This window comes from Streptomyces kanasensis, from assembly GCF_043077165.1.
Classification (GTDB): Bacteria; Actinomycetota; Actinomycetes; order Streptomycetales; family Streptomycetaceae; genus Streptomyces; species Streptomyces changanensis.
Window position 1 is genome coordinate 378,422 of sequence record NZ_JBIBSF010000005.1, and the last position, 25,674, is coordinate 404,095.

The window sequence follows — 25,674 nt, forward strand, 5'->3', positions numbered from 1 at the left end:
CGGATTTCCGAGCACCCCGATCGGGATGCTAATGTTTCACACGTCGCAAGGGCCTGTGGCGCAGACTGGTAGCGCACCTCGTTCGCATCGAGGGGGTCAGGGGTTCAAATCCCCTCAGGTCCACAGACAACTGTTCGCGAGGTCACTCAAGAGCAGTGACGGGATCCCGTCCGATCGCAAGATCGGGCGGGATCTTCGTCGTTTCGGGGGCTTCGCTGTCTGTTCGGGTGGTGGTGGGCGGTGCGTCGGGTCCGGTGGGTCGCCGGGTGGGCGGGTGGCCCGTGCCGGGGGTGCGCACCGGTCCCGGTGGACCGGGCCGGTGATCGACGTGGCCGGGGGAGCCGGAACGGACGCGCGGCCCGGCGCCCGCAAGACGGGGGCCGGGCCGCGGAACGTGTTCCGCGGCCCGGCCGCCGCGGCAGGCGTGGCGCCACCACGCGCCGGACCGGGCGACGCAGGGGTTACGGTGCGGTCGCTCTGGTGAGTACCAGGGACGGCGGCCCGTCCGGATCGGCATGGAACTCCACCGCCCGGCCGCTCGGGTGGAGCTTCATGCCGCCGGCCTTGCCGAGCTCACCGGCGTCGACCGTCAGGTAGACGAAGTCGCCGGACCCGCTGCTGCGGACGAACTCCCATCGGCCGCTGAAGTCGACGGGGTCACCGCCACCCCCCAGGGCCTTCCCCGCCACGTCGGTGGCGGAGAACGTCCCGTCGGACCCGAGCACGATCTCGCTGCCGCTCGCGTCGTCGCGGTACACCCCGGGCAGTCCGTCGGGGTCGACCGAGCCGGCGCCCGTACACCCCGAGAGGAGTGCGGCGGAGGCGGTCAGGGCGGTGGCCAGCCACCGCCCACCAGCCCTCTTGCGTGTCACGGCCCCAGCGTAACGTCGAACTCGATGACCTGGGTCTTGGGCGACATGGGCCCCGAGTCGCCGACGACCTTGTCGACGAACGAACCGACGGTGTCGCTCCACCAGTCCGTGTACCCGATGACCGGAGGGTGCGTCGCGGACTCGATGTCCGACTCGTTGAACGCCGTGTACCGCCACACCACGGAGCCGTCCGCGTTCTCGCGGATGGGGGTCATCCTGACGTAGTGCGAGCCCAGGAACGTGTACGCCAGGTTTCCGGTGAGCCCCGCCGTGGTGAGCGTCCCGTAGTCGGTGAGGTACTTCCCGACACCGTCGAAGCCGCCGAGCTGGTAGTCGTACATGTAGGTGTGGCCGAGCTCGTAGTTGCCGGCCTGCGTGCGGGAGGCGAAGAAGGCGAGGACCTCCTTCGTGTACTCGTGATCACGGTAGATGCCGGTGAACTCGTCGTCCGGGCCGAAGCACTGCGACCGCGAACCGTCTCCGGTGAGCCAGCTCCACCCCAGCTCCCACGGATTGGTGGCGTTGCCGGACGGGATGGGGCTGCCGAACGGTGTCAGGCAGCTCTCGGCGCCCTGGGGGAGGCCGTTCTTCTGCGGGTCGATGGGGACGGTCGCGTTGTCCCGCGCGTTCTCGATCGCCTCGCGTATCGCGGCCTGGATGACGAGGACCTTGGCCTCGAACGCGGCCCGGGCGGCGGCGTTGGCGTCCTTGCCCGCCGCGAGGGACGCCTTCCGGGCAGCCGCCGCCGACACCGCGGCGTCCGCGGCGTAGGACGCGGCGACGGTGGCGGACCGCACGGCCCGCGTCGCCGCGTGCCTCGCCACGCTGCTCGCCTGGCGCGCCGCGGCGGCCGCCTGACGTGCGGTCTCGGCGGACTGGGCGGCGGCGGCCGCGGACCCTTCGGCGGCCGCGGCGTTCTTGCGCGCTTCCTCGGCGGACAGCTTGGCGTCGTTCGCGTAGCCCTGCGCGCGGTTGGCCCAGGTGGTCGCCTCGGAGGCGGCGTTGCGCGCGCGGGCCGCCGCCTCGGAGGCGCGTGCCGCGTCCTCCAGGGCGTCCGACGCGATCTTGGCCGCGCGCGCGATCGCCGCGCGGATCGCGCTGATGTGCGTCGCGTGATCGTGGTCGAGCCGCGCGAAGTCGTACTGCGTCGTCCCGACGAACTGGCGGAGCATGTGCGTGTCGCCCTCGAGCGCGATCCGGGCTGCCGCCTTGACGTAGGGGCCCCCGTTCGCCAGGAGGGTGGCGGCCGCGACCCGGTCGTCCTCGCGGACCGCCGTGGCACGGTCGACGTGCAGGAAGGTGTGCAGGGCCTCGGCGGTTCCCGCGTCGAGCGCGGCCTGGGCCGCGCTGCGCACCGCCCTGCCGGTGGAGTCGTCGGCCAGGAGCTTGAAGATCTCGACCTGGTTGTCGTCCCTGGCCGCGGCGACCGCCCCGCTCTCGAGGAACCCTCGGATCCGGGCGGCGTCCTCGGTCTTCAGGGCCTCATGGGCCGCCGTGGCCACGTTCTTCGTCGACACCGCGGAGATCGCCGCGACGTTCTCGGCGTTGTCCTGGTTCAGGGCGATGACACGGTCGGCCTCGATCCAGTGGACGACGTCCTCGTCCGAGCCGGCGAGCGCGAACTCCGCGGCCTCCCGGGTCCAGGTCCCCGACCGGTCGATGAGCTGGACCGCCGCCCTGCGTCCGGCCGCCACGGCCTCGGCGGTGTTCCCGTTCCGCAGCGCGGACTCCGCGGAGCCGATGAGTCCGAGGACCTCCTCGGACAGGCGCGCTTCCTGTGTCCGCTGCCGGTTGGACCGTTCGAGCAGGTTCGTCTCCGCGACCGCTTCGAGCCGCGCCCGCTCGATCGCCTCCTCGGTCTCCTCGGCCAGCCTGGCGAGTTCGGCCTCACGCGCCGCCTGCTCGACCTCGCGTGCCTTGGCGACGGCGCCGGCGGCCTTGTTCGCCGCGTCGACGGCGGCGTTGGCGGCGGCCGTCGACCGGTTGGCGTAGTCGACCGCCTTGCCGGCGTGGGTGGCCGCTTCCTCGGCGGCGGCGGCCGCCTTCTCGGCGTGGTCGGCAGCGCTGTTGGCCGCGTCACGCGCCGCGCGGGCGGCGGCAGCAGACTGCCCGGCCAGGCTCCGCGCCCTGCCCGCGGCCTGCGTCGCCCTGTTCGCGGCGGCCTCCGCCTCGGCGGCGGCCTGCTGCGCGGCGGCGGACTCGGCCCTCGCGGCGCCGGAGGCGACGGCCGCGTCGGCCGAAGCGCGGGCGGCGGCGGCCGCGTTGATCGCCGATCCGGCGGCAGCCGCGCCGGCCTGGTCGGCCGCCTGGGCAGCCATCGCCGCGATGTCGGCCTTCAAGGCCACGGAGCGGACGAAGCCGACCATCTTCCGGGCGATCTCCGCCGCCGTCCTGGCGGCGGACGCCATCGTCGCGTCCTTGGAGGCGGCGATCGCGGCACGGTACGCGCGTGCCGCGGCGCGCCCCGCCGCCGCGGCGGCCGCGGCAGCGGCCTGCGCGGCAGCCACCGCGCGCCGCGAGGCGGCCTGCGCGGTCCGCGAGGCCGACACGGCGGTCGACGCGGCCGCGGCGGCGCCCCTGGCCGCCTCCGCCGCCTTGTTCGCCGCGACGGCCGAGCGCTGGACGTCCCGCTCGGCGGCCTCGGCCTCGGCCTTGGCCTCCAGCGCCGCCTGCTTCGCCTTCTCGGCGGCAGCGACCGCTTGGGCGGAGAGTTCCACGGCCTCGTCGGTCTTCTGGCTGGCGCGGCGCCCCTCCGTCTCGACGACCTTGACCAACTGCTCGATCGTCGCCGTTTCCTCGTCACGGGCCCGGGCGATGTGCTGGCCCGTCTCCAGGAACCACCGGATCGCCCTCGGCGACCCGTCGTTCAGTGCCCGCTCCGCGTACTCACGCACCTGCGGTGACGCCGTCACGAGGATGGAGAGGACCTGCACCCGGTCGTCCTCCTCGTGGGCGGTGAACTGCCCGCCGCTGAGGAAGGCGCGCAACGCGAAGTCCGAACCGGCGTCCAGGGCGGCGGATGCCCCACGCTTCACGGAACGGCCGCCGTGGGCCATGACCGTGGTGACGGCCACCCTGAGATCCTCGTGCACCGCGGCCCGGAAGCCGCCCTTCAGGAAGGTCTCGACCGCCGCGTCTCCACCGGACAACGCGCCGTCGGCACCTGCGCGAGTCGCCTTGCCCGCCGTGGACAGGGACTTCAGGAGCGTGAACCTGTTGTCCTCGGCCCGGGCGACGGGCAGCTTCTGGTCGAGGAATGCCGTCACGTCCGCCGCGCTGCCCACCAGCGCCGCGGCCGCCGCGGCGCGGACGGCCCGACCGCCCGACTTGTAGGCCCAGACCACCTTGCCGCGGTCGGTGTCCGGAAGGCCCGTCCCCTCGGGCACCGCCGTGGCGCCCGTCCCGCTCGCCGCGTACGCCGGGTGCGCCCCGATCGCGCAGGCGGGCAGCGCGCACCCGGCCCCTACCGCGGTGAAGATGCCCAGCATCTGACGTCTGCTGAACACCTGTCCTGAAGGCCGTGACATCACGGCTCCCTTCTACTCCACTGCTGTCGACCGGGACGTGCCCCCGGCCGTCGACGGACTCTCGTGGTCGTCCCCACGTCGGCACACCGAGTCGAGGCCCGGGCCCGCGAAGCCCTCCCGGCGGAGGCCCTCGCCGCCACGGCCCATGCCAGGGGCGCCGATCGCGGTGGTGCTGCCCGGAGACACGCGCCGACGCGCCGCGGGGCTTCGCTGCGGCCTTCGGCGCCGGCAGTCGTCGGGGAAAAGCTCCTCGCCGGCCGCCCCTGCGGGTTGACGCCCCTTATCGAAGCCGGGGCTCGGCGGGTGCGTCCAATGCGGAAACACGGAGGAACGGGGCAACGCCGAGGCGCCTGTCGTGAGGTGCGTCACGCGCGCAAATGGTTGTAGTGATCTTGGCAAAGAAACGGTTCGGGTGTGACCTGCGCTACAACCGGGGGTCGTGGGAGTCGGTGACGGGCGGGATCGGCTCGCGGAGCATCGGGTCGGGCGGTCGGTGCGGGCCTTTATGGAGGCAGCGTCAGAGGCCGTGGCGTGCGGCGGCTTTGACGCGGTGCCAGGGCTGGAGGCGGTTGCGGCCCCGTAGTACCTCAGGGGTGTGGCTGTCCTCCGCGGGCGCGCGGGGCGCCGGAGCGCCCTTCCGTTCCATGGGGCCGATCGCCGCGGGCGCGGGGGCTCGGCGGCGGAGGGAGGGTACGGCTCCGGGTTCGGCGGCCCGTACGGAGGGGTCGATGCGCGGTCACGGTCCCGGCCGCACGGGACCGCGGCCGCGCGCGGGCCCGGGGCGGGTGGCCGGTGCGGGGACGCGGGCGGGTCCGGCACGCGGGCGGGTGCGGGGTGCGTGGCCGGTGCGGCGGGGGAGGCGTCAACGCCCGGCTCGGGCGGTGCGTGAACGCCTTCGTCCGGCACGTCGGACGTGAGGCGCGGCGCGGCGGACGCCGCCGCGGCAGCCGCCCCGACCGGCCGGGACGGGGAGCCGGACGTTCCGCGGCGGCCGGGCCGGTGGGGGCGTCAGCCGTCGACCGGCAGGCCGCGGGGTTCCTTGACGCGCTTCATGATGATCTGCGAGTTGACCTCGGTGACGCCCGTCAGCGCGGTCAGCTTCTCGATCCACAGCCGCTCGTAGGCGCGCAGGTCCGCCACCGCGATGCGCAGCAGGCAGCCCGGGCTGCCGAAGAGCCGGTACGCCTCCACGACGTCCGGGATGTCCCGCAGCGCCGCCTCGAACGCCTCGACGACCTCGCGGTCGCGCTTCACCTCGATGGAGACCAGGACCTCGAACCCCCGGTCCACCGCCTCCGGGTCGATGACCGCGCGGTAGCCCCGGATCACCCCGTCCTGCTCCAGCTGCCGCACCCGGCGCATGCAGGGGGAGGGGGTCAGGCCCACGCGGGCCGCCAGCTCCTGGTTGCTCAACCGGCCGTCTTCCTGGAGCTCGCGCAAGATGGCGCGGTCGATCTCATCCATGGCGCAATTATCCACCAGTGTGCGGCGGTGGCGTGGTGGAGAAGGCGATCCGATTGCGCGCCTGCTCTTCTATCCTTGCGTTCGAACATTCCGTTCGGTCGAGGCCGCGGTGAGCGCGGTGAGGAGAGGGCAGGGCAACCGTGGGACGGATCGTCGTCATCAGCACCGGCGGCACCATAGCCAGCCGCTGGCAGGGTTCCGGCTTCGCCGCGGACGCGCACGGCCGGGAGGTCATGGCGACCGCCGCCGTACCCGAGGGGATCACGGTCGAGGTGGTCGACCTGTTCAGCGTCAACAGCCCCCGCCTGACCACCGACCACCAGCTCACCCTGGTGCGCACGGTGCACGAGGTGCTCGCCGACCCGGGTGTGGACGGCGTCGTCGTCACGCACGGCACCGACACCCTGGAGGAGTCGGCGTTCCTCGTCGACCTGTACCACCACGACCCGCGTCCCGTCGTCTTCACCGGCGCGCAGCTGCCGCTGGACGCCGAGGACGGCGACGGCCCGCGCAACCTCCACGACGCCCTCCTCACCGCCGCCCGCGCCCGCGACCTCGGGGTGCTCGTCGCCTTCGACGGCAAGGTGCACGCCGCGCGCGGCACGGTGAAGACGCACACCCTCGACGCCGACGCGTTCGCCGACCCGTCCGGCGCGCGGATCGCCGACATCGGCTTCGGCAAGGTGTCCGTGCTGCGCCGCCCGGCACGGCCCGCCCCGCTGCCGCTGCCCGGCATGCCGGAGGCCCGGCCCCGCGTCGACATGGTCATGCACCACGCCGACGGCGACCCGGTCCTGCTGGAGGCCGCCGTCGCGGCCGGCGCGCAGGGCGTCGTGCTGGTCGCCACCGGCGCGGGCAACGCCACGCCCGAGGTCGTCGCGGCCGTCGCCGAGGCCACCGCGCGGGGCGTCCTCGTCGCCCTCACCACCCGGGTCCACGCCGGACCGGTCTCCCAGATCTACACCCACGGCGGGGCCGTCGACCTCGTCGCCGCGGGCGCCGTACCCACCGGGACCCTGCGCGCCGGGCAGGCGCGCATCGCCGTCCTGGCCGCCGTGCTCGCGACCACCGACCCCGCCGAGCGCGTACGGGTCCTGCGCCACGCGCTGGGCGAGCCCGTCCCCGCCGCACCGGCCCGCGTCTGACCCACCGGCGGCGAGTGGGGCGGCCGCCCCGCCCGCCGTACCCGCCGGGGGGCCGTCCCACCGGCGCCCCGCCCGCCCCGCCCGCCGTACCCGCCGGGTGGCCGTCCCACCGGCCGCCCCGCCCGCCGTACCCGGCGCCGACCGGGTCGCCCCGCCGCTCCACCCGCCGACAGGAAGCCGTACCGCCGCCATGGCCACCACGCCCGACGCCCCCGCCCCCGTCCCGACCGGCGCCCCCGCCCCGGCCGCCGCCGCGTTCCGCGTGGAGCACGACCTGCTCGGCGACCGCGACGTCCCCGCCGACGCGTACTACGGCGTCCACACCCTGCGCGCCGTCGAGAACTTCCCGATCACCGGCACGCCGATCTCCGCCTACCCGGAGCTGGTCACCGCCCTCGCCTGCGTCAAGCAGGCCGCCGCGCTCGCCAACCGCGACCTCGGCCTGCTGGAGCCGCACAAGGCCGACGCGATCGTCGCCGCCTGCGAGGAGATCCGCGCCGGGAAGCTCCACGACGCCTTCGTCGTCGACGTCATCCAGGGAGGTGCCGGCACCTCCACCAACATGAACGCGAACGAGGTCGTCGCCAACCGGGCGCTGGAGCTCCTCGGCCACGCCCGCGGCGACTACGGGCGGCTCCACCCGTTGGAGGACGTCAACGCCGGGCAGAGCACCAACGACGTCTACCCGACGGCCGTCAAGATCGCCCTGGACTTCACCGCGCAGCGCCTCCTCGACGCCATGGAGGTGCTGCGGGCCGCGTTCGCCGCCAAGGCGGAGGAGTTCGCCGACGTCCTGAAGATGGGCCGCACCCAGCTCCAGGACGCCGTGCCGATGACGCTCGGCCAGGAGTTCGCGACGTACGCGGTCATGCTGGAGGAGGACCGCAAGCGGCTCGCCGAGGCCTGCGCGCTGATCCGTGAGATCAACCTCGGCGGCACCGCCATCGGCACCGGCCTCAACGCCCACCCCGAGTACGCGGCGCTCGCCTCCCGCCACCTGCGCGCCCTCACCGGACTGCCGCTGACCACCGCCGACGACCTCGTCGAGGCCACCCAGGACGCCGGCGCGTTCGTCCAGCTCTCGGGCGTCCTGAAGCGGATCGCCGTCAAGCTCTCCAAGACCTGCAACGACCTGCGCCTGCTGTCCTGCGGGCCGCGCGCCGGGTTCGGGGAGATCAACCTGCCGCCCGTGCAGGCCGGTTCCAGCATCATGCCCGGCAAGGTCAACCCGGTCGTGCCGGAGGTCGTCAACCAGATCGCGTTCGAGGTCATCGGCAACGACATGGCGGTGACCATGGCGGCGGAGGCGGGACAGCTCCAGCTGAACGCCTTCGAACCGCTCATCGCGCACAGCCTGCTCAAGAGCCTCACCCATCTGCGGGCCGGCTGTCTGACGCTCGCCGAGCGGTGCGTCACCGGCATCACCGCCAACCGCGACCACCTCGCCCACCTCGTCGCCCACTCCATCGGCCTGGTGACCGCGCTCAACCCGCACATCGGCTACGAGCAGGCCACCGCCGTCGCCCAGGACGCCCTCGGCTCCGGCCGCAGCGTCCAGGAACTGGTCTTGGAGCGCGGCCTGCTGACGGAGGCCCGGCTGCGCGAGATCCTCCACCCGGACAACGTCGCCCGGCCGCACGCCCGCTGACGGGCCACGGCCCCGCCCCGCCGATCCCGCCACCACCCCGGTACGGAATTCCCGTCGCCGGGGTGGCAGGCGTACTCCGGGGAACTCTTGTTCCGTACGGGGAAGTTGTGTAAAAGTGAGGCCCCTCACGGCCCACCAGGCGACTTTTCCCACCGAGCGGACGCTTTCCCACGACGATCCGTCCGTGCAGGTACGAACCATTGAGGCGCCCCCCACTCTTTTCCGGACGGAAAGACGCCCATGCAGAATTCCCACGGGCCGATATCCGGGAGTTCCGACGCCCGACTGACCGCGGCGCTGCACCTCGGAGCCGCGGAGCGGGACCCGGACCCCTTCCCCGCGGCAGCGCTGATGGCCCGCCATTGGCAACCGGTACTGGACTACGCGTCCTTGTTCACCCCCTCGCGCGCGACCGCGGAAATCGTCGCGGCGACGGCGTTCTCCCGGTCGCTGGAAACCCTCCGCGCCACAGGCGGCTCAAACGGCGGCGGATCCTCCGGAAGCGGAACTCCCGACGGCGGACCCTCCGCAGGCGGGACCATCGGCGAAGGGAACACCGGCCTCGGGAACGCGGGCCTCGGGAACACCGGCTTCGGGAACGCGGGCCGGGGGAACGCGGGCGGTGGGAACTCCGACGGCGCCGCGACCGCCCTGCGCCCCCTGTTCCTGGTCGCCGCCCGCCGGGTGCTGCGCGCCTGGGCCGCCAGCACCCCCCTCACCGCGGCGCTGCCCGGCATCCAGGCCCCCGCGGAACCGGGCGACGACCGCCTCCTGACCGCCCGCGCCTTCCGCGCCCTGCCCGTACCGGCCCAAGTGCTGCTGTGGCACCGCGAGGTCGAGGCGGAGGGGCTGTCCATCCCCGCCGCCCTCCTCGCCGTCGACCCGTGCGGCGCGGCCGAGGCGCTCGCCGAGGCGCGGGAGCGCCTGCGCGCCGGCTGCGTGGCCGCCCACCACGAACTGGCCCCGGACGCCGAGTGCCGCCACTACGGGCGGCTCCTCGACATCTCGCTGCGCCGCACCGGCCCGCTCATCCCCGACATCGTGCGCCACCTGGCGCGCTGCCCGCACTGCCGGTACGCCGCCGACCAGCTGCGCCACTTCGACGCCCGACTGCCCCTGCTGCTCGCCGAGGCGGTCCTCGGCGAGGGCGCCGCCCGCTACCTCGACTCGCGCCCCGCCCGCCGCCGGCCGCGCGGCGGCCCCGGCGGCGGGCACCGGGCCGGGCGGCACGCCGCCGCCCTGCGCGGCCGCGTCGCCGCCGGACTGCGGTGGCGGGGCGCCGTGCCGGGACGGGGCTCCGGCGGGACGGCCCTGCGGACGTCCGGGGCGGGAGTCGCGGTCGCCGCCACCGTCGCCGCGGTGGCCGTCGCGGCCGTCGCCGCCGCCCTGTGGCCGGACGGCGCCGGCCCACCGACCGCGCGGCCGCCCGCCGGCACCGCCACCCCGACCGCGGACGGCGCGCCCACCCCGCTCCCGCCCCGCACCGCCCCGCCGCCGCCCGCCGTGACCCCGCCGCCGCCCGCGCAGGCCGGCCACCCCGCGCCGGGCGCCCTGCGCACCCGGCTGCGCGGCACCGGGGCGGGCGGCGCGTGCCTGGACGTCCGCGGCGGCACCCCGGCCGCCGGGGCGGAACTGGTCGTCGCGGAGTGCTCGGGCGCGGCCACGCAGCTGTGGTCCTACGAGCCGGACGGGCTGCTGCGCAACGCCGCCGCGCCCGGTCTGTGCGCCGACGCGGGGCGGCCCGAGGGCACGGTCGTCCTCGGCGCGTGCGCGCCGGGGTCGCCGGACGTGCGGTACGACCTCACCGTCCAGGGCACGGTGGTCCCGCGCCGGGACGCGCGCCTCGCCCTCGCCCCGGCCGTGCCCGCCGCCGGGGCGAGCGTGGTGGTGCGGCTGCGCGACGGCACGCCCGCCCAGCACTGGCTGACCGACGCGGCCGACTCCGCCGCGCCCCCGCCCGCCACACCCGGGGCCGTACCCCCGTCCGGCCCCGCCGGCTCCCACCCACCCGCCGCGCCCCGCTCCGCCGCGCCGCCTTCGGCCCCGGCGACCCCGCCCGGCACGGGCCCGGCCCCGGGCGCCGGCGCGGTGGCCGGGCCGGGAGCCGCCCCCGCCTGACGGCCGGTCCGGCGGAGCCCGTGCGGCGGCGCGCCCCGCCGCACGGGGCCCCGGCGGGGCGGACACCCCGGCGCCGCCGCACGGCCCCCGGTGGACAACCGCCGCCGGCGTGCCCCGTGGCACGGGCCCGGCGGGCATCCCGCCCTCGCCCGCCCCGTCGCACGAGCCCCGGGTGGCCACCCCGGCACTCGCGCGCCCGGCCCGCCCCGGTGCACGGGCCCCCACACCCCGGCGGCGAACGCGGCGAACGGGGGCGGCGAACGGGGGCGCGAGGGCTACGGCGACGGGGACGGCGACGGCGACGGCCCGCCGGGTGGGTCCGGCGGGCCGTCGTGGTGCGGTGGCGTCCCGGAGGCGCGGGAAGCAACCGGGGCGCGTCGGGGGCGGCGGGGTCAGGACCCCTGGGCCTGGTCGTACAGGGCCTGCGCCTCGTTGCCGAAGTACGGCCCGAACATGCGGTTCGGCAGGAAGGTGTAGCCGAAGCTGTTCACCGACACCTGCAGCCCGGTGCCCGTCGCCTCGCTGAAGCCGGTGAACCACGGCCCGCCGCTCGACCCGCCCGTCATGTTGCAGCCGAGGGAGTGGTCCTGCGAGAAGAGGAAGTCCTTGGAGGAGTTCCCGCTGCAGTACACGAGTTTGGAGCCGTCGTACGGGGAGGCCGCCGGGAAGCCGAAGGCGTACATCGCCTTGTTGTAGCCGCCGTTGAACTGGACGCCCTGCGCGCCGGTGACCGACGTGAGGGTCCGGCCGTTCAGCGGGGCGACGACGGCGGCGCCGACGTCGTGGTTGATGTCCTCGTTGGCCTGCCACTGCGGCGTGGTGAGCGTCTTCGTCGCCGTCCACTGCCCGTACGGCGCCTGGCCGTTGTCGTACGCCGGGACGAAGACCCAGTTGGTGTGCCAGCTGCCCTGGTACTTCACGCAGTGCCCGGCGGTGATGACCGTCGACTGGTTCTTGCTGGTCACGGCGTTGCCGGAGCAGGACGCCGTGCGCCCCTGGTGGGTGAAGAACACCCGGCCCGACGTCTTCACGACCGCCCCGCCGCCGGTCCACGCGCCGCCGGCCTGCGGGAAGGCCAGGGTGCCCGCCGCCGCGCCCGCGGGAGCCCCCGCCGGGGCGGTCGGCGCGACCGTCGTCGTCGGGCCGCCGGGCTTCGGCGGCTTGAGCGTCGCCAGCCGGGCCGGGGTGGGGGCCAGGTCGAACGGCGCCGCCCCGCGCATCCGTTCGGCGGTCCAGAACCCGGCCGCGCCCTGCTGCTCGGCCGCCGGTACCGCGTGGGCCGCGGCGCCGGGTGCGGGCCCGTCGGGGGCGGGGGCCGCGCCCGCCGGAGGGGCCGCGGTCAGCGCGGCCACGAGCAGGGCTCCGGCGGGGAGCAGGGCGGCTGCGGAGGGGCGATGACGCATCACACGTGTCTCCTTCTGCCGTGCCCGGCGGCCGTCGGCCGTCCGGGCAGGGGAGTGGGGGGTGACGAAGGGGGATGCCTGTGCGGATCGCGGTACCGGATCGCTGTGTGAGGCAGGGTGCCATGCCCCGGTGCGATTGTCAGGGGCGCGTCACTGCCTTATTACTGACCCGTCAACGGTTTCGCGAAACAGAGGCTGCTCTCGTGTGTCCGGTAGTAGCCGAACTTGGCACAGGGCGCATAACCGCTGGAGGTGTACAGGGCTATCGCCTCCGGCTGCTGGTCGCCGGTCTCCAGGACCATGCGCAGCCGCCCCGCGGCGCGGGCGTCCTCCTCCAGCAGGCCGAGCACGTGCCGTGCCAGGCCGCGGCCGCGCGCCTGCGGCACCACGTACATCCGCTTCAGCTCGGCGTCGCCGTCCGCGTACCCCTCGTCGTTCTCGTCCTGGGTGCGCCATCCGCCGGTCGCGACCGGCCGGTCCCGCTCGTCGTACGCGATCAGGTACAGGCCCCGCGGCGGCCGGAACATGTCCGGGTCGAGGTACGTGAGGTCCCCCTCGTCGCCGTAGCGGCGGGAGTACTCCAACTGGACCTCGTCGTTCAGCTTGACCGCGTCGGGGTGGTCGAAGGGGACACGTTGGATATTCATGCAGGGCATCGTACTTCTATGCGAGAGGCGGACGGTCGGACGGCCGGGTGCCTGTCGTATTGTGCCGGGATGCTCACTGTGACGACCGTCAATGTCAACGGCCTGCGCGCCGCCGCGGGGAAGGGCTTCGTGGAGTGGCTGGCCGACACGGCCGCCGACGTGGTGTGCCTGCAGGAGGTGCGGGCCCAGGAGGCGCAGCTCCCCGAGGCGGTCCGGGCGCCCGAGGGCTGGTTCGCGGCGCACGCGCCGGCCGCCGCCAAGGGTCGCGCGGGCGTGTCCCTCTACACGCGGCGCGAGCCGGACGCCGTGCGGGTCGGCTTCGGGGTGAGCGAGTTCGACGCGTCCGGCCGCTACCTGGAGGCCGACCTGCCGGGCGTCACCGTCGCCAGCCTCTACCTGCCCTCCGGCGAGGTCGGCACCGAGCGGCAGGACGAGAAGGTCCGCTTCATGGACGCCTTCCTCCCCTATCTGAAGGAGCTGCGGGAGCGGGCGGCCGCCGACGGCCGGGAGGTCGTGGTCTGCGGCGACTGGAACATCGCCCACCAGGAGGCCGACCTGAAGAACTGGAAGGCCAACCGGAAGAACGCCGGCTTCCTCCCCGAGGAGCGCGCCTGGCTCGGCCGCGTCTTCGACGAGGTGGGGTACGTCGACGTGGTCCGCGCCCTCCATCCCGACCAGGAGGGCCCCTACACCTGGTGGTCCTACCGCGGCCGCGCCTTCGACAACGACGCGGGCTGGCGCATCGACTACCAGGTCGCCACCCCCGGCCTCGCGGCCCGCGCCCTGAAGGCCCACGTCGAGCGCGCCGCGACCCACGCCGACCGCTGGTCGGACCACGCCCCCGTGACGGCGGTCTACGGGCCGTGAGGGGCGGGCGGCCCGGCCGTGCGGCCGGCGGGCGCGTCCCGGCCGCCCGGTGGTGGGGTGCTTCCGGAGTTGAGCGGGCCGGTGCACAAACCGAGCGGTGTCGGTGAAGCTTCTGACGGGATGTCCGCCATCTGGAGTATCGTTCTGATGGCGGAGTGTCACCACTCCGACACGTAGGTGTTCTTGCTCGCGGGAGAGTCGTGTCCTCGCGCGGCCTGCACTAGAGGAGCGCAATCTCCCGTGGTACCTGCCCATCCCCGCACCGCTCCGCAGCGGGCCGCACGCCTGTCGCCGCCGGGGCGGGGGATACCGCGCGACCGCCACCGCCGGGCCGGGGCGGTGACCGGATGACGGGTCGTGACCTCAAGGCGTCGGACCACCCCCGCAAGGAGGTCCGCAGGGTCCTGGAGAAGTGGACGGCCCTGGGCTGGGCCCTGCGCAAGGAGGGTCACTGGGGGAGGCTGTACTGCCCGTGCGGGGCGGGCTGCACCGCCATTCCCGTCTCCGGATCGCCGCAGAACGACGGCACGCACGCGCGTCGGATCGACCGCATGGCGTCCCGGTGCCCCCTCCCCGAGAGCGCGCCGAGCCGCAGTCTCACGGGTCGGCCGCGCGAGTAGGCCGGGGAACGTATGTCCTGCTTTCGCCCCATTCTTCTGTTGACGAATGTCAACAGCTCTGGGACTGTGGTGAAGGACTAGGGGGCCAACCATGGACTACGACTTCACCTTTGTCGTCTCCGGCGCGGACGTGGACGACCAGGCCGCCGTCGACGCCCTGCTGGAGCGGTGCGACGCGCTGTTGGCCCGGGCCGGTGGCGTGGACCTCCTGAGCATCACCGGCTCCGGCGGCTCGGCCGTCGAGGCGGCGCTGACCGCCGTGTCCGCCGCCCGCGCCGTCGTGCCCCACCTGCGCGTGCGCCGGCTGGACCGCGACCTCGTGGGCGTGCACGAGATCGCGGAGCGGACGGGGCGCACCCGGCAGAACGTCAGCCAGTGGATCACCGGCGACCGCCGGGCGGGGAGCGAGCCGTTCCCCGCGCCCGAGGGGACCGTGGGTAGGTCGCGGGCCTGGCTGTGGAGCGAGGTCAACGCGTGGCTCGCCGCCCGCGGGCTCGACGACGGCGCGGTCTACCCCACGCGCGCGGAGATGGCGGAGATCGACGTCGCCCTGGCCGGTGCCGTCTCCTTCACCCTGAGCTTCACCGCCGCCGAGACGCCCGGCTACCAGACCGGTCGCGACCGGGTCCTCGCCGAGCTGCACGGCAAGCACGTCCCCGGCTTCCTGGAGTACCTCGCGCGCTACGCCCACACCACGGACGCGCAGGGCGCACACGTCGTCGTGGTCGCGGACCCGGACGAACCGGCCCGCGGGGTGATGGAGCGCGTGTCGAGCTTCGGGCACGACGTCATCCTCGTCACGGCGACCGACCAGTTCACGGCCACGGTGCTGTCCACGCGCGCGCCGCTCGGCCCGGCCGAGACCGTGATCGTGCCCCGGGGGTCCACGGTCGGCGACTGGCTCCGTCTGGTGCAGGAGCATCCGCAGGCGGCATTCGCCCTGGAGCCGTCGGAGACGACCGAGGAGGACGTCCCGCCCATCCAGCGCCGCCTGGCCATCGCGGCCTGACCTCGCCGGCGTCCTTGCCGTCGGCGCCCGGCGCTGTCGGTGCCGCTGTCCGGGGGCCGCTGCCAGGGCCTGGCACGGGGTCGGGCGCGGCTGCCCGTCCGTCGCTCCGGCGGCGGCGTTCCTGGCGTGCCGTCCCCGTCTCGGGGCGGGCCGGTGGCAGCGTGGGGCGGATGTTGGCCGTCCGCCTCGCGGCGCTCGTCGCGCTCGCCACCGTCGCCACCGCCGTCCCGTCCGTCCCCGCGGCCGTCCGGCCCACCCCTGGCGTCCCGCCGGGGGTGGGCGTGCCGTCCGGTACGCCCGACGTGATCGTCACCGAGCAGGCCACGCGGCGGCTCGTCGTGTTCGACGGGCGGCGGCGGGTGTGGGGCCCGGCGGCCGAGCGGTGGGCGTTCACGCCGCTCGGCGACCCGCGCTACGCCGACCTCGCGCCGGAGCGGAGCTGGGTCCACCCCGACGAGGCCAAGGTCCGCCGGTGGCGCGGGCGCACGTACGTGCTGACGACCGCGTCGTACGGGTTCGCCGCAGTCGTCGCGTACCCCTCCGGCGACCGGTACTGGGCGCGCGCCCTCGCCCCGGGCACCCTGCGCGTCAACCCGCACAGCGCCGAGCTGCTGCCGGACGGCTCCGTCGCCGTCGCGGGCAGCACCGGCGGCCTCGTCCGGCTGTACGCGCCGCCGCCCGGCGACGCCTCCGCCGACTTCGCGCTGCCCGACGCGCACGGCCTGCAGTGGGACGGTCGGCGCGGCGTCCTGTGGGCGCTGGGCGGCGACCGACTGGTGGCGCTGCGGGCCGGCACCGTCGGCGGGCGGCCTCGGCTGCGCCCGGTGGACGAGGTACGGCTGCCGGAGCCGGGCGGGCACGACCTCGGGCAGGTGGCGCGCGACCCGGACCGGCTGTGGGTGAGCACCGGGACGGCGGTGTACCAGTACGTGAAGAGCCGCCGCGCCTTCGTGCGGGACTACCCGGGTGCCCCCGCGGTGAGCCGCGCGCGGGTGAAGGCCGTCGGCGACGACCCGCTCACCGGGCAGGTCCTGTCGACCGTGCCCGAGCCGGGGCTCGCCGAGGACTGGTGGACGACCGGCGTCACCGTGCACCGGCCGGGTCCGGCGGCACCGGAGGGTCCGGCGGGTCCGGCGGTGCCACCGCCGGGGGGCCTCGGACGGCCGCCGGGGGGCCCGGTAGGCGCGGGGGAGTCGACCGGGGCGTACCGGTTGGCGGGCGGCGGGATCTACAAGGCCCGCTGGTGGCTGCTGCCGACCGGCCGGAGGCCCTGAGCCGCGCTCGCCTCCACGCCCCGGTTCGCGTCTCGACGCCCCGGGTCCGCGCCCCGGTTCGCGGCGCCTCGGAGCCCCGGGTCCACCCCCGCCCCGGTTCGCACGCCGGGTCGCGCCTCGGCGCCCCGGGGTCCGTGCCCCGCACGCCGGGTCGCGCCTCGGCGCCCGGGTCCGTGGCTCACGCCTCCGCGCCGCGGGCCCGCAGGCGGCGGTCCAGGGCCATCGACAGCTCGGCCTCCACGACGCTCTTCGCGAGCGGGCGCAGCCGGTCGACGTCCCCGTCGCGGGCGTGGGCGTGCAGGAGGTCGGTGAACAGCTCCGCCAGGGCGTCGGCGTGGTGGCGCACCCGGCGGGCCGCCGCGAGGACCGCCGCCAGCGGCACCCCCTCGTCGACCAGCGCGGACGACACCTCCAGCAGGCGGCGGCTGACGTGGACGATCTCCTCGCCGTCCGTCGCGAGGTAGCCGAGGTCGAGCGCGGCGGCGAAGTTCTCCGCGGTGACCTGGTCGCCGAAGTGGTCGGCCAGCTGCTCGGGGGTGAGCCGCACCGGCTCCTCCTCCGTCGGCTCGCCGAGCCCCAGGACCTCGCCCACGTCGCGGCCGCTCTCGAACGCGGACGCCAGGTCCGCGATGCCGTTGAGGGTGTGGCCGCGCTCCAGCAGGGCGGCGACGGTGCGCAGCCGGGCCAGGTGGTGCGGGCCGTACCAGGCGATGCGGCCCTCGCGGCGGGGCGGCGGGATCAGCCCGCGTTCGCGGTAGAACCGCAGCGTACGAGGGGTGATACCGGCCGCCTCGGCCAGCTCCTCCATGCGGTACTCACGGTCCTCGCCCTCGTTCGACACGTGCGCCAGCCTATGACGTACCCGGGGTAACTTTCCCGACCGGACCCCTACCGCTCGGTAGTGAGCTGTTCTACCCTCCCGGACAGTGCCAGTGATTGCTGGCAGAGTCTTCGGGAGGCGGCATGAGCGAGCACGCGCGCGAACACGTACGGGTGGCGGTGATCGGATCCGGCTTCGGCGGCCTCGGCGCCGCGGTCCGGCTGCGCCGCGAGGGGATCACCGACTTCGTCGTCCTGGAGCGGTCCGACTCCGTCGGCGGCACCTGGCGGGACAACAGCTACCCGGGCTGCGCCTGCGACGTGCCGTCCCACCTGTACTCCTTCTCCTTCGCCCCCAACCCGGACTGGCCCCGCACCTTCTCCGGGCAGCCGCACATCCGCGCCTACCTGGAGCGCGTCACCGAGACCTTCGGGCTCCGCCCGCACCTGCGCCTCGGGCACGAGGTGCTGCTGATGCGCTGGGACGCGGACGCGCTGCGCTGGGAGATCGAGACGTCCCGCGGCACCCTCACCGCCGACGTGGTCGTCTCCGCGACCGGCCCGCTCTCCGACCCGAAGGTCCCGGACCTCCCCGGCCTCGACCGGTTCCGCGAGGAGGGCGGCACCGTCTTCCACTCCGCCCGCTGGGACCACGACTACGACCTCACCGGCAAGCGCGTCGCCATGGTCGGCACCGGCGCCTCCGCCATCCAGATCGTCCCCGCCGTCCAGCCGCGCGTCGGCCGCCTCACCCTCTTCCAGCGCACCCCCGCCTGGGTCATGCCGCGCGTCGACCGCCCCATCACCGGCGTCGAACGCTGGATGCACCGGCAGCTGCCCTTCACCGGCCAGGCCCGTCGCGGCATCCTGTGGGGCATCCGCGAGCTCCAGGTCAGCGCCTTCACCAAGCGCCCCGGCGAACTGGGCCTGGTCGAGTCGGTCGCGAAGGCCAACATGCACCGCGCCGTGAAGGACCCGGCGCTGCGCGCCAAGCTGACCCCGTCCTACCGCATCGGCTGCAAGCGGATCCTGCTCTCCAACGACTACTATCCGGCGCTCGCCCGCCCGAACGTCGACGTCGTCGCCGCGGGCCTCGCCGAGGTGCGCGGCCGCGTCGCCGTCGGCGCCGACGGCACCGAGGCCGAGGTCGACGCGATCGTCTTCGGCACCGGCTTCCACGTCACCGACATGCCGATAGCCGACCGGGTCGTCGGCGCCGACGGCCTCACCCTCGCCGAGGCGTGGAAGGACGGCATGGAGTCGCTGCGCGGCGCCACCGCGGCCGGCTTCCCCAACTGGATGACGATCATCGGCCCGAACACCGGTCTGGGGAACTCCTCGATGATCCTCATGATCGAGTCGCAGCTGAACTACATGGCCGACTTCCTCCACCGGCTCGACCTCCTCGGCGAGGGCCGCGCCCTGACCCCCCGGCCGTCCGCCGTCGCCGCCTGGAACCGCCGCCTGCAGGCCCGCATGGAACGCACCGTGTGGAAGTCCGGCGGCTGCGACAGCTGGTACCTCGACGCCAACGGCCGCAACACCACCCTGTGGCCGGGCACGACCGCCGAGTTCCGGCGCGCCACGCGGAGCGTCGACCTCGCCGAGTACGAGGTCGTGCGGGCACCCCGCGAGACCGCCGGCACCCCCGGCACCGCCGGCGCCGGCCGCGAGGGGGCGGCGGCGTGACCACGGCCCCGCGGACCATGACCGCCCTCTCCGCCGACGGCCACCGCCTCCACGTCGAGGTGCACGGCCCGGACGGCGCGCCCGCCGTCGTCCTCGCCCACGGCTGGACCTGCTCCACCGCCTTCTGGGCCGCCCAGGTGCGCGACCTCTCCACCGACCACCGGGTCGTCGTCTACGACCAGCGCGGACACGGCCGGACCGCCCCCGCGGCCCGGGACGGCCACTCCGTACGCGCCCTCGCCGACGACCTGGAGGCGGTGCTGACCGCCGCCCTCGCCCCCGGCGAGAAGGCCGTCCTCGCCGGCCACTCCATGGGCGGCATGACCCTCATGGCCGCCGCCGGCCGCCCCGCCTTCCGCGCCCACGCCGCCGCCGCCCTGCTGTGCAGCACCGGCGCCTCCCGGCTGACAGCCGAGTCCCGCGTCCTGCCGCTGCGCCCCGGGCGTCCGCGCACCTGGCTCACCGGGCTCGTCCTGGGCGCCCGCCTCCCGCTCGGACCGGTCACCGCCGCGTCGAAGGCCCTCCTCAAGTACGCCACCATGGGCCCCGGCGCGGACCCCGCCCGCGTCGCCGAGTGCGCCCGCATCGTGCACGCCTGCCCGCGTGCCGTGCGCGTCGCCTGGTCGCACGTGCTCGCCGGGCTCGACGTGGAGGCCGGCGTACGCGGACTGGACGTGCCCACCGCCGTCCTCGTCGGCACCGCCGACCGGCTCACCCCGGCCGTCCACGCCCGCCGCCTCGCCGCCGCCCTCCCGCGGTGCGCCGGCCTCGACGAACTGCCCGGCGTCGGCCACATGACCCCCATCGAGGCGCCCGAGGCGGTCACCGCGCGGATACGCGGCCTGGCCGCCGCCCACCTCGGCACCCCCGCGCCCGGACCGCGGGACCGAGACGACCACAGGGAAGAGGAAGCCGTATGAGCAGGACCAGCCTCGAAGGGCAGGTCGCGGTCGTCACCGGCGCCGCGCGCGGTGTCGGCGAGCTGCTGGCGCGCAAACTCTCCGCACGCGGCGCGCGGGTCGCGCTCGTCGGGCTCGAACCCGACGAGCTGATGCGGGTGTCCGAACGCCTCCACACCGAGAGCGACTGGTGGCACGCGGACGTCACCGACCACGAGGCGATGGGGCGCGTCGCGTGGGAGGTGAAGGAACGCTTCGGCAAGGTCGACGTCGTCGTCGCCAACGCGGGCGTCGCGGCGGGCGGCCCGTTCGCCGACTCCGACCCCGTCGCCTGGCGGCGCGTCATCGAGGTCAACCTCGTCGGCGGCGCGGTCACCGGTCGCGCGTTCCTCCCCGTACTCACCGAGAGCCGCGGCTACTTCCTCCAGATCGCCTCGCTCGCCGCGATCGCCCCCGCCCCGATGATGACGGCGTACTGCGCGTCGAAGTCCGGCGTCGAGGCGTTCGCGCACAGCCTGCGCGCCGAAGTCGCCCACCGCGGCGTCCGCGTCGGCGTCGGCTACCTCTCCTGGACGGACACCGACATGGTCCGCGGCGCCGACCAGGACGACGTCATGCGGGAGCTGCGCCGCCGCCTGCCCTGGCCGGCGAACCGCACCTACCCGCTCGGCCCGGCCGTCGACCGGATCGTCGCCGGCATCGAGCGGCGGGCCCCCCACGTCTACGCCCAGTGGTGGCTGCGCGGCATGCAGTCCGTACGCGGCTACCTGCCGGGCCTCATCGCCACCGTCGGGCCGCGGGAGATGCGCCGCTTCGGACCCCGGCTCGGACACGTCCCCACCGGGCTCGTCGGAGCGGGTGGCGCCGCGGACGAACGGGCGCGTGCGGAGCGTGACTGATCGACATGCGCAGGGTGACCGGGCGTGCCAGGCTGGGCGGCGCGGGGCCGATGAAGACCCCGTTCCCCCCACCTCGTAGGAGTGAGACCCGGATGGGCATCTCTGACCAGTTCAAGGACAAGGCCGAGCAGCTGCAGCAGCAGGGCAAGCAGCGCGCGCAGGGCATGAAGGACGAGGCGCAGGAGCGCATGCAGCGCAAGGGCAAGCAGCCCCAGCAGCCCCAGCAGCCGCAGCAGCCGCAGCGCGGCCGTCCCGAGGACCGCGACATGGACGCGGACGTCATGTCGCGCGCCGCGCGTGAGCGCGACCGCCTCGACCAGAGCAGGGACGTCTGACCGACGCCTGACGTGACCCCCTCGGACAGGGCTGCCTGTCCGAGGGGGTTCGGCGTGCCTGACGTGCGCCGAGGCCGGTGGGGGCTGCGGCCGGGGGCGGTGGGCGGGACGGCGCTTGCGGTGGGCCGGGGGCGGTCGGGGGGCGGCGTTCGTCGGTGGTCGCGGGGTGGGGTGGGCGTCGTCGGCCGTCGTGAGGTTGAGGCCGGGGGGCGGGTGGGGTGCCGCTTGTGGTGGCCGGGGGTGGTCGGGGGCCGGCGTTTCCCGGTGGTCGCCGGGTGGGGTGCCGGCCGTCGGCCGTCGTCGGTGGGGGACTCCGCGCCGGGCTCCGGAACTCGCCGTGCCGGGGCGTCCGTACGGCACGGCCGTGCCCCGGCGGAGGAGCCGGGGCACCGGCGCGGACCGGGGCTCACTCCCGGGGCGGCAGCGCCGGGCGGCGGAGGTCGGGGACGGCCGAGTAGTCCGGGGGGCGGGACGCCGGGTGCTCGGCGAGCAGGCCCAGCGCCACCTCGACCGCGTCCGCCAGCTGCCGGTGGCGGCCCTCCGCCCAGTCCAGCGGCGTCCGTTCGACCTCGATGTCCGGCTCCACGCCGTGGTTCTCCACGCCCCAGCCGTACGCCTCGAACCACGCCGCGTTCATCGGCACGGTGATGACCGTGCCGTCACCCAGGCGGTGCCGCCCCGTCATGCCGACGACGCCGCCCCAGGTGCGCTGGCCGATGACCGGGCCGAGACCCTGGAGCTTGAACACCGCCGTGATCATGTCGCCGTCCGAGGAGGTCGCCTCGTCGGCGAGCGCGACGACCGGACCGCGCGGCGAGTTGGACGCGTAGGAGACCGGCTGCGCGTCGCGCGTGAGGTCCCAGCCCAGGATGCGGCGGGTCAGCTTCTCGACGACCAGCTCGCTGATGTGGCCGCCGGCGTTGCCGCGCACGTCGACGATGAGCGCCGGGCGCGACACCTCCAGGCGCAGGTCGCGGTTGAACTGCGCCCAGCCGGAGCCGCCCATGTCGGGGATGTGCAGGTAGCCGCAGCGGCCGTCGCTGAGTTCGCGCACGACCTCCCGCCGCTTGGCCACCCAGTCCTGGTAGCGCAGCGGACGCTCGTCGACGAGCGGCACCACGGCGACGCGTCGCGGCCGGCCGCCGCCGGCGTCCCCGTCGGCGCTCTCCGGCGGGGCGAACGTCAGCTCCACCGTCGTCCCGCCCGCGGCGGCGAGCAGCGGGTACGGGCCCGCCACCGGGTCCACCGGCCGGCCGTCCACGTGCGTGAGGACCGCGCCCTCCCGGATGCCCGTACCGGCCAGCGGCGAACGGGCCTTGGAGTCGGAGGAGTCGCCCGCCAGGATCCGCCGCACCACCCACCGGCCGTCCCGGCAGACCAGGTTGGCGCCGAGCAGGCCCATCGCCCGCTGGTAGTGCGGCGGGCCCTCGTTGCGGCGGGAGGGCGTGACGTACGCGTGGGACGTGCCCAGCTCGCCGAGGACCTCCCGCAGCAGGTCGGCGAACTCGTCCGGCGTCGCCACCCGGTCCACCAGCGGCCGGTACTGGTCGAGGACGCCGTCCCAGTCGATCCCGCCCATGCCCGGGTCCCAGAAGTGGGCCCGGGTGATGCGGCCCGCCTCGGCGTACGCCTGCCGCCACTCCGCGCCCGGGTCGACCTCGTGCCGGATGCGGCGCGCGTCGACGTACACGGTGGTGTCGGGGTCGCCGACCTCGTTGGCGGGCATGGCGCGCAGCTCGCCCTCGTCGACCACGACGATCCGGGTGCCGTCGCCGCTGACGGCGAACGAGTCGAGGTGGTCGACCAGTTCCGTCTTGCGGGCCTTGGTGAGGTTGAAGTGCTCCAGTGTCGGCCGCTCCGAGGGGTCCGAGGGGTTGACGAACGTCTCGCCCAGGGCGCCCGAGATGGGCCAGCGCAGCCAGACCAGGCCGCCGCCGCTCACCGGGTGCAGCGACGAGTACTTCGACGCGGCCACCGGGAACGGCGTGACGCGGCTCTCCAGCCCCTCCACCTCGACCAGGACCGTGCCGTCGCCCGCCCGCTCCTCGGCGTCCGCGTCCAGCCCGCCCGCCGCCGGGCGGCCCTCCGGGGAGAGGGCGAACGGCGACGGCGTCGTCGAGGAGAGCGGCACCAGGTACGGGCGGCAGCCCAGCGGGAACGACAGGTCGCCGGTGTGCACGTCGTACACCGGGTCGAAGCCCCGCCACGACAGGAACGCGAGGTAGCGGCCGTCCCGGGTGAACACCGGGCTCTCGTCCTCGAAGCGGCCGTTCGTCACGTCGACCACCAGCCCGTCCTTGATGCGGGCCATCCGGATCTGCCGCAGCGACCGGCCGATGAACGGGTGCGACCAGGTCAGCCACGCCCCGTCCGGGGAGAACGCGAGGTCCCTGACCGGTCCGTTGTCCGACCGGACCAGCTCCGTCACCTCGCCGCCGGACTCCTCCGACGCGTCCAGCAGTAGCAGCCGCCCGTCGTGCGAGGCGATGGCCAGCCGCTCCCCGTCCGGGTCCGACACCAGCTCCAGGACCCGCCCCAGCGCGCCGCCGGCCAGCCGGCGCGGCTCGCGCTCGCCGCTGGCGCGCGGCAGGTGGGCGATCTCGACGGCGTCCTCGCCGTCCGCGTCCGTCACGTAGGCGACGCGTCCGCCGTCGAGCATCTCCGGCAGCCGCACCCTCACCCCCGGGGTGTCCGCGATGCACCGGGCGGGGCCGTCGCGGTGCGTGAGCCAGTACAGGCTGCCGCGCACGCAGACCGCGCTCGCCCGGCCCGTCTCGTCGACGGCGACCGACTGCAGGTGCCCGGCGGCCGGCACGCTGTACCGGCGCCGGCCGGGGCGCTGGCCGCCGAGCCGCACCGCGAGCCGCCGCGGGCGGGAATCGGGGGTCAGGGCGTCCACCGTCCACAGGTCGCCCGCGCACTGGTAGACGACCCGCCGCCCGTCCGAGGAGGCGTGCCGGGCGTAGTGGGCGTCGTGGTCGGTGTGGCGGCGCAGGTCGGAGCCGTCGTGCCGGCACGAGTAGAGGTTGCCGACTCCCTCGTGGTCGGAGAGGAAGGCGATCCGGTCACCGACGAACATCGCGCAGTCCAGGTGGCCGCGGAGGTCCGGCAGGAGCCGCCGCCCGTGCAGCCACAGCCGGCCCGACGCGCCGCCCCGGTAGCGCTTCCAGGCGGCCGGCTCGTGCGGCGGCTTCCCGGTGAGCAGCAGGGTGCGGTGCTCGCCGTCGGCGTCGGCGACCTGGATGTCGGCGCACGGCCCCCACGGCAGGCGCCGGCCGGGGCTGCCGTCGACGCCGACCTTGTACGCCCACGAGAAGTGCGAGAACGGCTGGCCGTGCGAGGCCACCGCCAGGATGTTGCCGTCCGGGTCCCAGCCGCACACCCGGGTGTCGAGCGAGCCCCAGTAGGTGAGCCGCCGCGCCGGGCCGCCCTCCACCGGCACCAGGTGGATCTCCGGGTCGAGGCTGCGCCAGCTCGTGTAGGCGATGTGCCGCCCGTCCGGCGAGAAGCGGGGGTGCCCGATCCGCGTCCGGTCGACGGTGAGCCGCCACGCCCGGCCGGGCGCGGCGCCCTCGGGGACCAGCGGGGCGATCCACAGGTCGTCCTCGACCGCGAAGCACAGCAGGTCCTGGTGGAGGTGGGGATACCGGAGGTACGCGCCGTCGCTGCTCACCCTGCCATGCTTTCCGCGCCGCGGGGGAGTGGCAACTCGACCGGCCGCCCGCTCTGGTGTTCGTGACGCAGCCCACGTACGAAACGGTTTCGTTTCGCTCGCCGAGTGGCCTACGCTGCGGGTGTACGAAACCGTTTCGTTCGGATGGAAGCGCCCATGGCCCGCAGCAGACTCACCCCGCAACGCGAGTCCGAGCTGTACCAAGCCGTCATCGACCTCCTCGGGGAGGTCGGGTACGAGGGCCTCACCATGGACGCCATCGCCGCCCGCAGCCACTCCAGCAAGGCCACCCTCTACCGCCAGTGGGGGAGCAAGCCGGAGCTGGTCGCCCAGTCGCTGCGGCACCACGAGCCCGTCCGGATCGCGGAGATCGACACCGGTACCCTCCGGGGCGACTTCCACGAGATGGTCGCGCGCACCGACGACTGCCGCATGGAGAAGGACTCCGCGATGATGCGGGGCCTCGCCCACGCCATCAGCGACAACCCCGAACTCCTCCAGGCGCTGCGCGAGCTGCTGATCGAACCCGAGGTGACCGGGCTCGGTCAGGTGCTGCGGCGCGCGGTGGAGCGGGGCGAGGTCGCCGCCGACAACCCGGCGCTCGACCTGGTCCCGCACATGATGATCGGCGCCGTCGTCGCCCGCCCCCTCATCGAGGACCGGCCGGTCGACCAGGCGTACCTCATGACGTACGTCGACGCCGTGGTGCTCCCCGCGCTCGGCGTCTGACGCACCGCGCCGCCCGCCCCGGGCGGCCACCCGGGCC

At 75.2% G+C, this 25,674-nt stretch carries 19 protein-coding genes and 1 tRNA gene; 13 read left to right on the forward strand and 7 right to left on the reverse strand.

All coding sequences use genetic code 11. The features are described 5' to 3' along the window. Positions 1-49 precede the first annotated feature (49 nt). A tRNA-Ala gene (locus ACF053_RS15705) sits at positions 50-123 on the forward strand. A gap of 338 nt (positions 124-461) precedes the next feature. On the opposite strand, the gene ACF053_RS15710 is transcribed toward ACF053_RS15705, so the two are convergent. From ACF053_RS15710 to ACF053_RS15720, 3 genes are all read right to left on the reverse strand, one after another. Beyond that, positions 462-872, reverse strand: coding sequence for a hypothetical protein (locus ACF053_RS15710; RefSeq protein ID WP_391954395.1), 411 nt, complete (start codon positions 870-872; stop codon positions 462-464). Next, entirely contained in the window at positions 869-4,378 is a 3,510-nt protein-coding gene (locus ACF053_RS15715; protein WP_391954396.1) for an ALF repeat-containing protein, read from the reverse strand. The genes ACF053_RS15710 and ACF053_RS15715 overlap by 4 nt, the downstream gene beginning before the upstream one ends. Before the next feature lie 1,029 nt (positions 4,379-5,407). After that, positions 5,408-5,863: an Lrp/AsnC family transcriptional regulator gene (locus tag ACF053_RS15720; protein WP_058941754.1), complete on the reverse strand. Its 456-nt coding sequence runs from the start codon at positions 5,861-5,863 to the stop codon at positions 5,408-5,410. Between the two features lie 140 nt (positions 5,864-6,003). Between ACF053_RS15720 and ACF053_RS15725 the strand changes: the two genes are divergently transcribed. From ACF053_RS15725 to ACF053_RS15735, 3 genes are all read left to right on the forward strand, one after another. Continuing rightward, a complete protein-coding gene (locus ACF053_RS15725) occupies positions 6,004-7,008 on the forward strand; it encodes an asparaginase (protein ID WP_391954397.1) in 1,005 nt (334 codons plus the stop codon). A gap of 190 nt (positions 7,009-7,198) precedes the next feature. Further along, a complete protein-coding gene (aspA, locus tag ACF053_RS15730) occupies positions 7,199-8,656 on the forward strand; it encodes an aspartate ammonia-lyase (RefSeq protein WP_391954398.1) in 1,458 nt (485 codons plus the stop codon). Between the two features lie 240 nt (positions 8,657-8,896). Then, entirely contained in the window at positions 8,897-10,774 is a 1,878-nt protein-coding gene (locus tag ACF053_RS15735) for a ricin-type beta-trefoil lectin domain protein (RefSeq protein WP_391954399.1), read from the forward strand. Positions 10,775-11,166: 392 nt separating this feature from the next. On the opposite strand, the gene ACF053_RS15740 is transcribed toward ACF053_RS15735, so the two are convergent. Together ACF053_RS15740 and ACF053_RS15745 are read right to left on the reverse strand one after the other, a co-directional pair. Beyond that, entirely contained in the window at positions 11,167-12,180 is a 1,014-nt protein-coding gene (locus ACF053_RS15740; RefSeq protein WP_391954400.1) for a trypsin-like serine peptidase, read from the reverse strand. A 158-nt stretch (positions 12,181-12,338) separates the two neighbouring features. Then, positions 12,339-12,824, reverse strand: a complete 486-nt coding sequence (locus ACF053_RS15745) for a GNAT family N-acetyltransferase (protein WP_391954401.1) — start codon at positions 12,822-12,824, stop codon at positions 12,339-12,341. Positions 12,825-12,893: 69 nt separating this feature from the next. On the opposite strand from ACF053_RS15745, the gene ACF053_RS15750 reads away from it, so the two are divergent. The 4 genes from ACF053_RS15750 (at position 12,894) to ACF053_RS15765 (ending at position 16,594) form a co-directional block, all read left to right on the forward strand. After that, positions 12,894-13,691 carry an exodeoxyribonuclease III gene (locus tag ACF053_RS15750; RefSeq protein WP_391954402.1) on the forward strand — a complete coding sequence of 266 codons (798 nt, stop codon included), beginning with the start codon at positions 12,894-12,896 and terminating at the stop codon, positions 13,689-13,691. 347 nt (positions 13,692-14,038) lie between these two features. Next, a complete protein-coding gene (locus tag ACF053_RS15755; protein ID WP_391954403.1) occupies positions 14,039-14,311 on the forward strand; it encodes a hypothetical protein in 273 nt (90 codons plus the stop codon). A 91-nt stretch (positions 14,312-14,402) separates the two neighbouring features. Continuing rightward, positions 14,403-15,320 carry a helix-turn-helix transcriptional regulator gene (locus ACF053_RS15760; protein ID WP_391954404.1) on the forward strand — a complete coding sequence of 306 codons (918 nt, stop codon included), beginning with the start codon at positions 14,403-14,405 and terminating at the stop codon, positions 15,318-15,320. Positions 15,321-15,490: 170 nt separating this feature from the next. Further along, positions 15,491-16,594, forward strand: coding sequence for a DUF6528 family protein (locus ACF053_RS15765; RefSeq protein ID WP_391954405.1), 1,104 nt, complete (start codon positions 15,491-15,493; stop codon positions 16,592-16,594). A gap of 178 nt (positions 16,595-16,772) precedes the next feature. Here the strand turns inward: ACF053_RS15765 and ACF053_RS15770 are convergent, their stop codons facing one another. Further along, positions 16,773-17,402 carry a MerR family transcriptional regulator gene (locus ACF053_RS15770; protein WP_391954517.1) on the reverse strand — a complete coding sequence of 210 codons (630 nt, stop codon included), beginning with the start codon at positions 17,400-17,402 and terminating at the stop codon, positions 16,773-16,775. A gap of 155 nt (positions 17,403-17,557) precedes the next feature. Here ACF053_RS15770 and ACF053_RS15775 point away from each other — a divergent pair, with 155 nt between their 5' ends. The 4 genes from ACF053_RS15775 (at position 17,558) to ACF053_RS15790 (ending at position 21,235) form a co-directional block, all read left to right on the forward strand. Continuing rightward, entirely contained in the window at positions 17,558-19,102 is a 1,545-nt protein-coding gene (locus ACF053_RS15775) for a flavin-containing monooxygenase (protein ID WP_391954406.1), read from the forward strand. A 17-nt stretch (positions 19,103-19,119) separates the two neighbouring features. After that, positions 19,120-20,022, forward strand: coding sequence for an alpha/beta fold hydrolase (locus ACF053_RS15780; RefSeq protein WP_391954518.1), 903 nt, complete (start codon positions 19,120-19,122; stop codon positions 20,020-20,022). Next, positions 20,019-20,900 carry an SDR family oxidoreductase gene (locus ACF053_RS15785; protein ID WP_391954407.1) on the forward strand — a complete coding sequence of 294 codons (882 nt, stop codon included), beginning with the start codon at positions 20,019-20,021 and terminating at the stop codon, positions 20,898-20,900. The genes ACF053_RS15780 and ACF053_RS15785 overlap by 4 nt, the downstream gene beginning before the upstream one ends. A 92-nt stretch (positions 20,901-20,992) precedes the next feature. Then, positions 20,993-21,235, forward strand: a complete 243-nt coding sequence (locus ACF053_RS15790) for a hypothetical protein (protein WP_391954408.1) — start codon at positions 20,993-20,995, stop codon at positions 21,233-21,235. A gap of 406 nt (positions 21,236-21,641) precedes the next feature. Here the strand turns inward: ACF053_RS15790 and ACF053_RS15795 are convergent, their stop codons facing one another. Then, a complete protein-coding gene (locus ACF053_RS15795) occupies positions 21,642-24,908 on the reverse strand; it encodes a S41 family peptidase (protein WP_391954409.1) in 3,267 nt (1,088 codons plus the stop codon). Between the two features lie 156 nt (positions 24,909-25,064). Here ACF053_RS15795 and ACF053_RS15800 point away from each other — a divergent pair, with 156 nt between their 5' ends. Further along, the gene (locus ACF053_RS15800) at positions 25,065-25,637 is read left to right on the forward strand and encodes a TetR/AcrR family transcriptional regulator (RefSeq protein WP_391954410.1); all 573 of its coding nucleotides are present in this window, start codon (positions 25,065-25,067) and stop codon (positions 25,635-25,637) included. Positions 25,638-25,674 lie beyond the last annotated feature (37 nt).

What these genes read in the sequence shown, in the direction of transcription:
- ACF053_RS15720 (WP_058941754.1), bottom strand. Translation starts at nt 5,863, where the DNA reads ATGGATGAGATCGACCGCGCCATCTTGCGCGAGCTCCAGGAAGACGGC.
- aspA (WP_391954398.1), top strand. Translation starts at nt 7,199, where the DNA reads ATGGCCACCACGCCCGACGCCCCCGCCCCCGTCCCGACCGGCGCCCCC.
- ACF053_RS15735 (WP_391954399.1), top strand. Translation starts at nt 8,897, where the DNA reads ATGCAGAATTCCCACGGGCCGATATCCGGGAGTTCCGACGCCCGACTG.
- ACF053_RS15745 (WP_391954401.1), bottom strand. Translation starts at nt 12,824, where the DNA reads ATGAATATCCAACGTGTCCCCTTCGACCACCCCGACGCGGTCAAGCTG.
- ACF053_RS15750 (WP_391954402.1), top strand. Translation starts at nt 12,894, where the DNA reads ATGCTCACTGTGACGACCGTCAATGTCAACGGCCTGCGCGCCGCCGCG.
- ACF053_RS15755 (WP_391954403.1), top strand. Translation starts at nt 14,039, where the DNA reads ATGACGGGTCGTGACCTCAAGGCGTCGGACCACCCCCGCAAGGAGGTC.
- ACF053_RS15760 (WP_391954404.1), top strand. Translation starts at nt 14,403, where the DNA reads ATGGACTACGACTTCACCTTTGTCGTCTCCGGCGCGGACGTGGACGAC.
- ACF053_RS15765 (WP_391954405.1), top strand. Translation starts at nt 15,491, where the DNA reads ATGTTGGCCGTCCGCCTCGCGGCGCTCGTCGCGCTCGCCACCGTCGCC.
- ACF053_RS15770 (WP_391954517.1), bottom strand. Translation starts at nt 17,402, where the DNA reads ATGGAGGAGCTGGCCGAGGCGGCCGGTATCACCCCTCGTACGCTGCGG.
- ACF053_RS15775 (WP_391954406.1), top strand. Translation starts at nt 17,558, where the DNA reads ATGAGCGAGCACGCGCGCGAACACGTACGGGTGGCGGTGATCGGATCC.
- ACF053_RS15780 (WP_391954518.1), top strand. Translation starts at nt 19,120, where the DNA reads ATGACCGCCCTCTCCGCCGACGGCCACCGCCTCCACGTCGAGGTGCAC.
- ACF053_RS15785 (WP_391954407.1), top strand. Translation starts at nt 20,019, where the DNA reads ATGAGCAGGACCAGCCTCGAAGGGCAGGTCGCGGTCGTCACCGGCGCC.
- ACF053_RS15790 (WP_391954408.1), top strand. Translation starts at nt 20,993, where the DNA reads ATGGGCATCTCTGACCAGTTCAAGGACAAGGCCGAGCAGCTGCAGCAG.
- ACF053_RS15800 (WP_391954410.1), top strand. Translation starts at nt 25,065, where the DNA reads ATGGCCCGCAGCAGACTCACCCCGCAACGCGAGTCCGAGCTGTACCAA.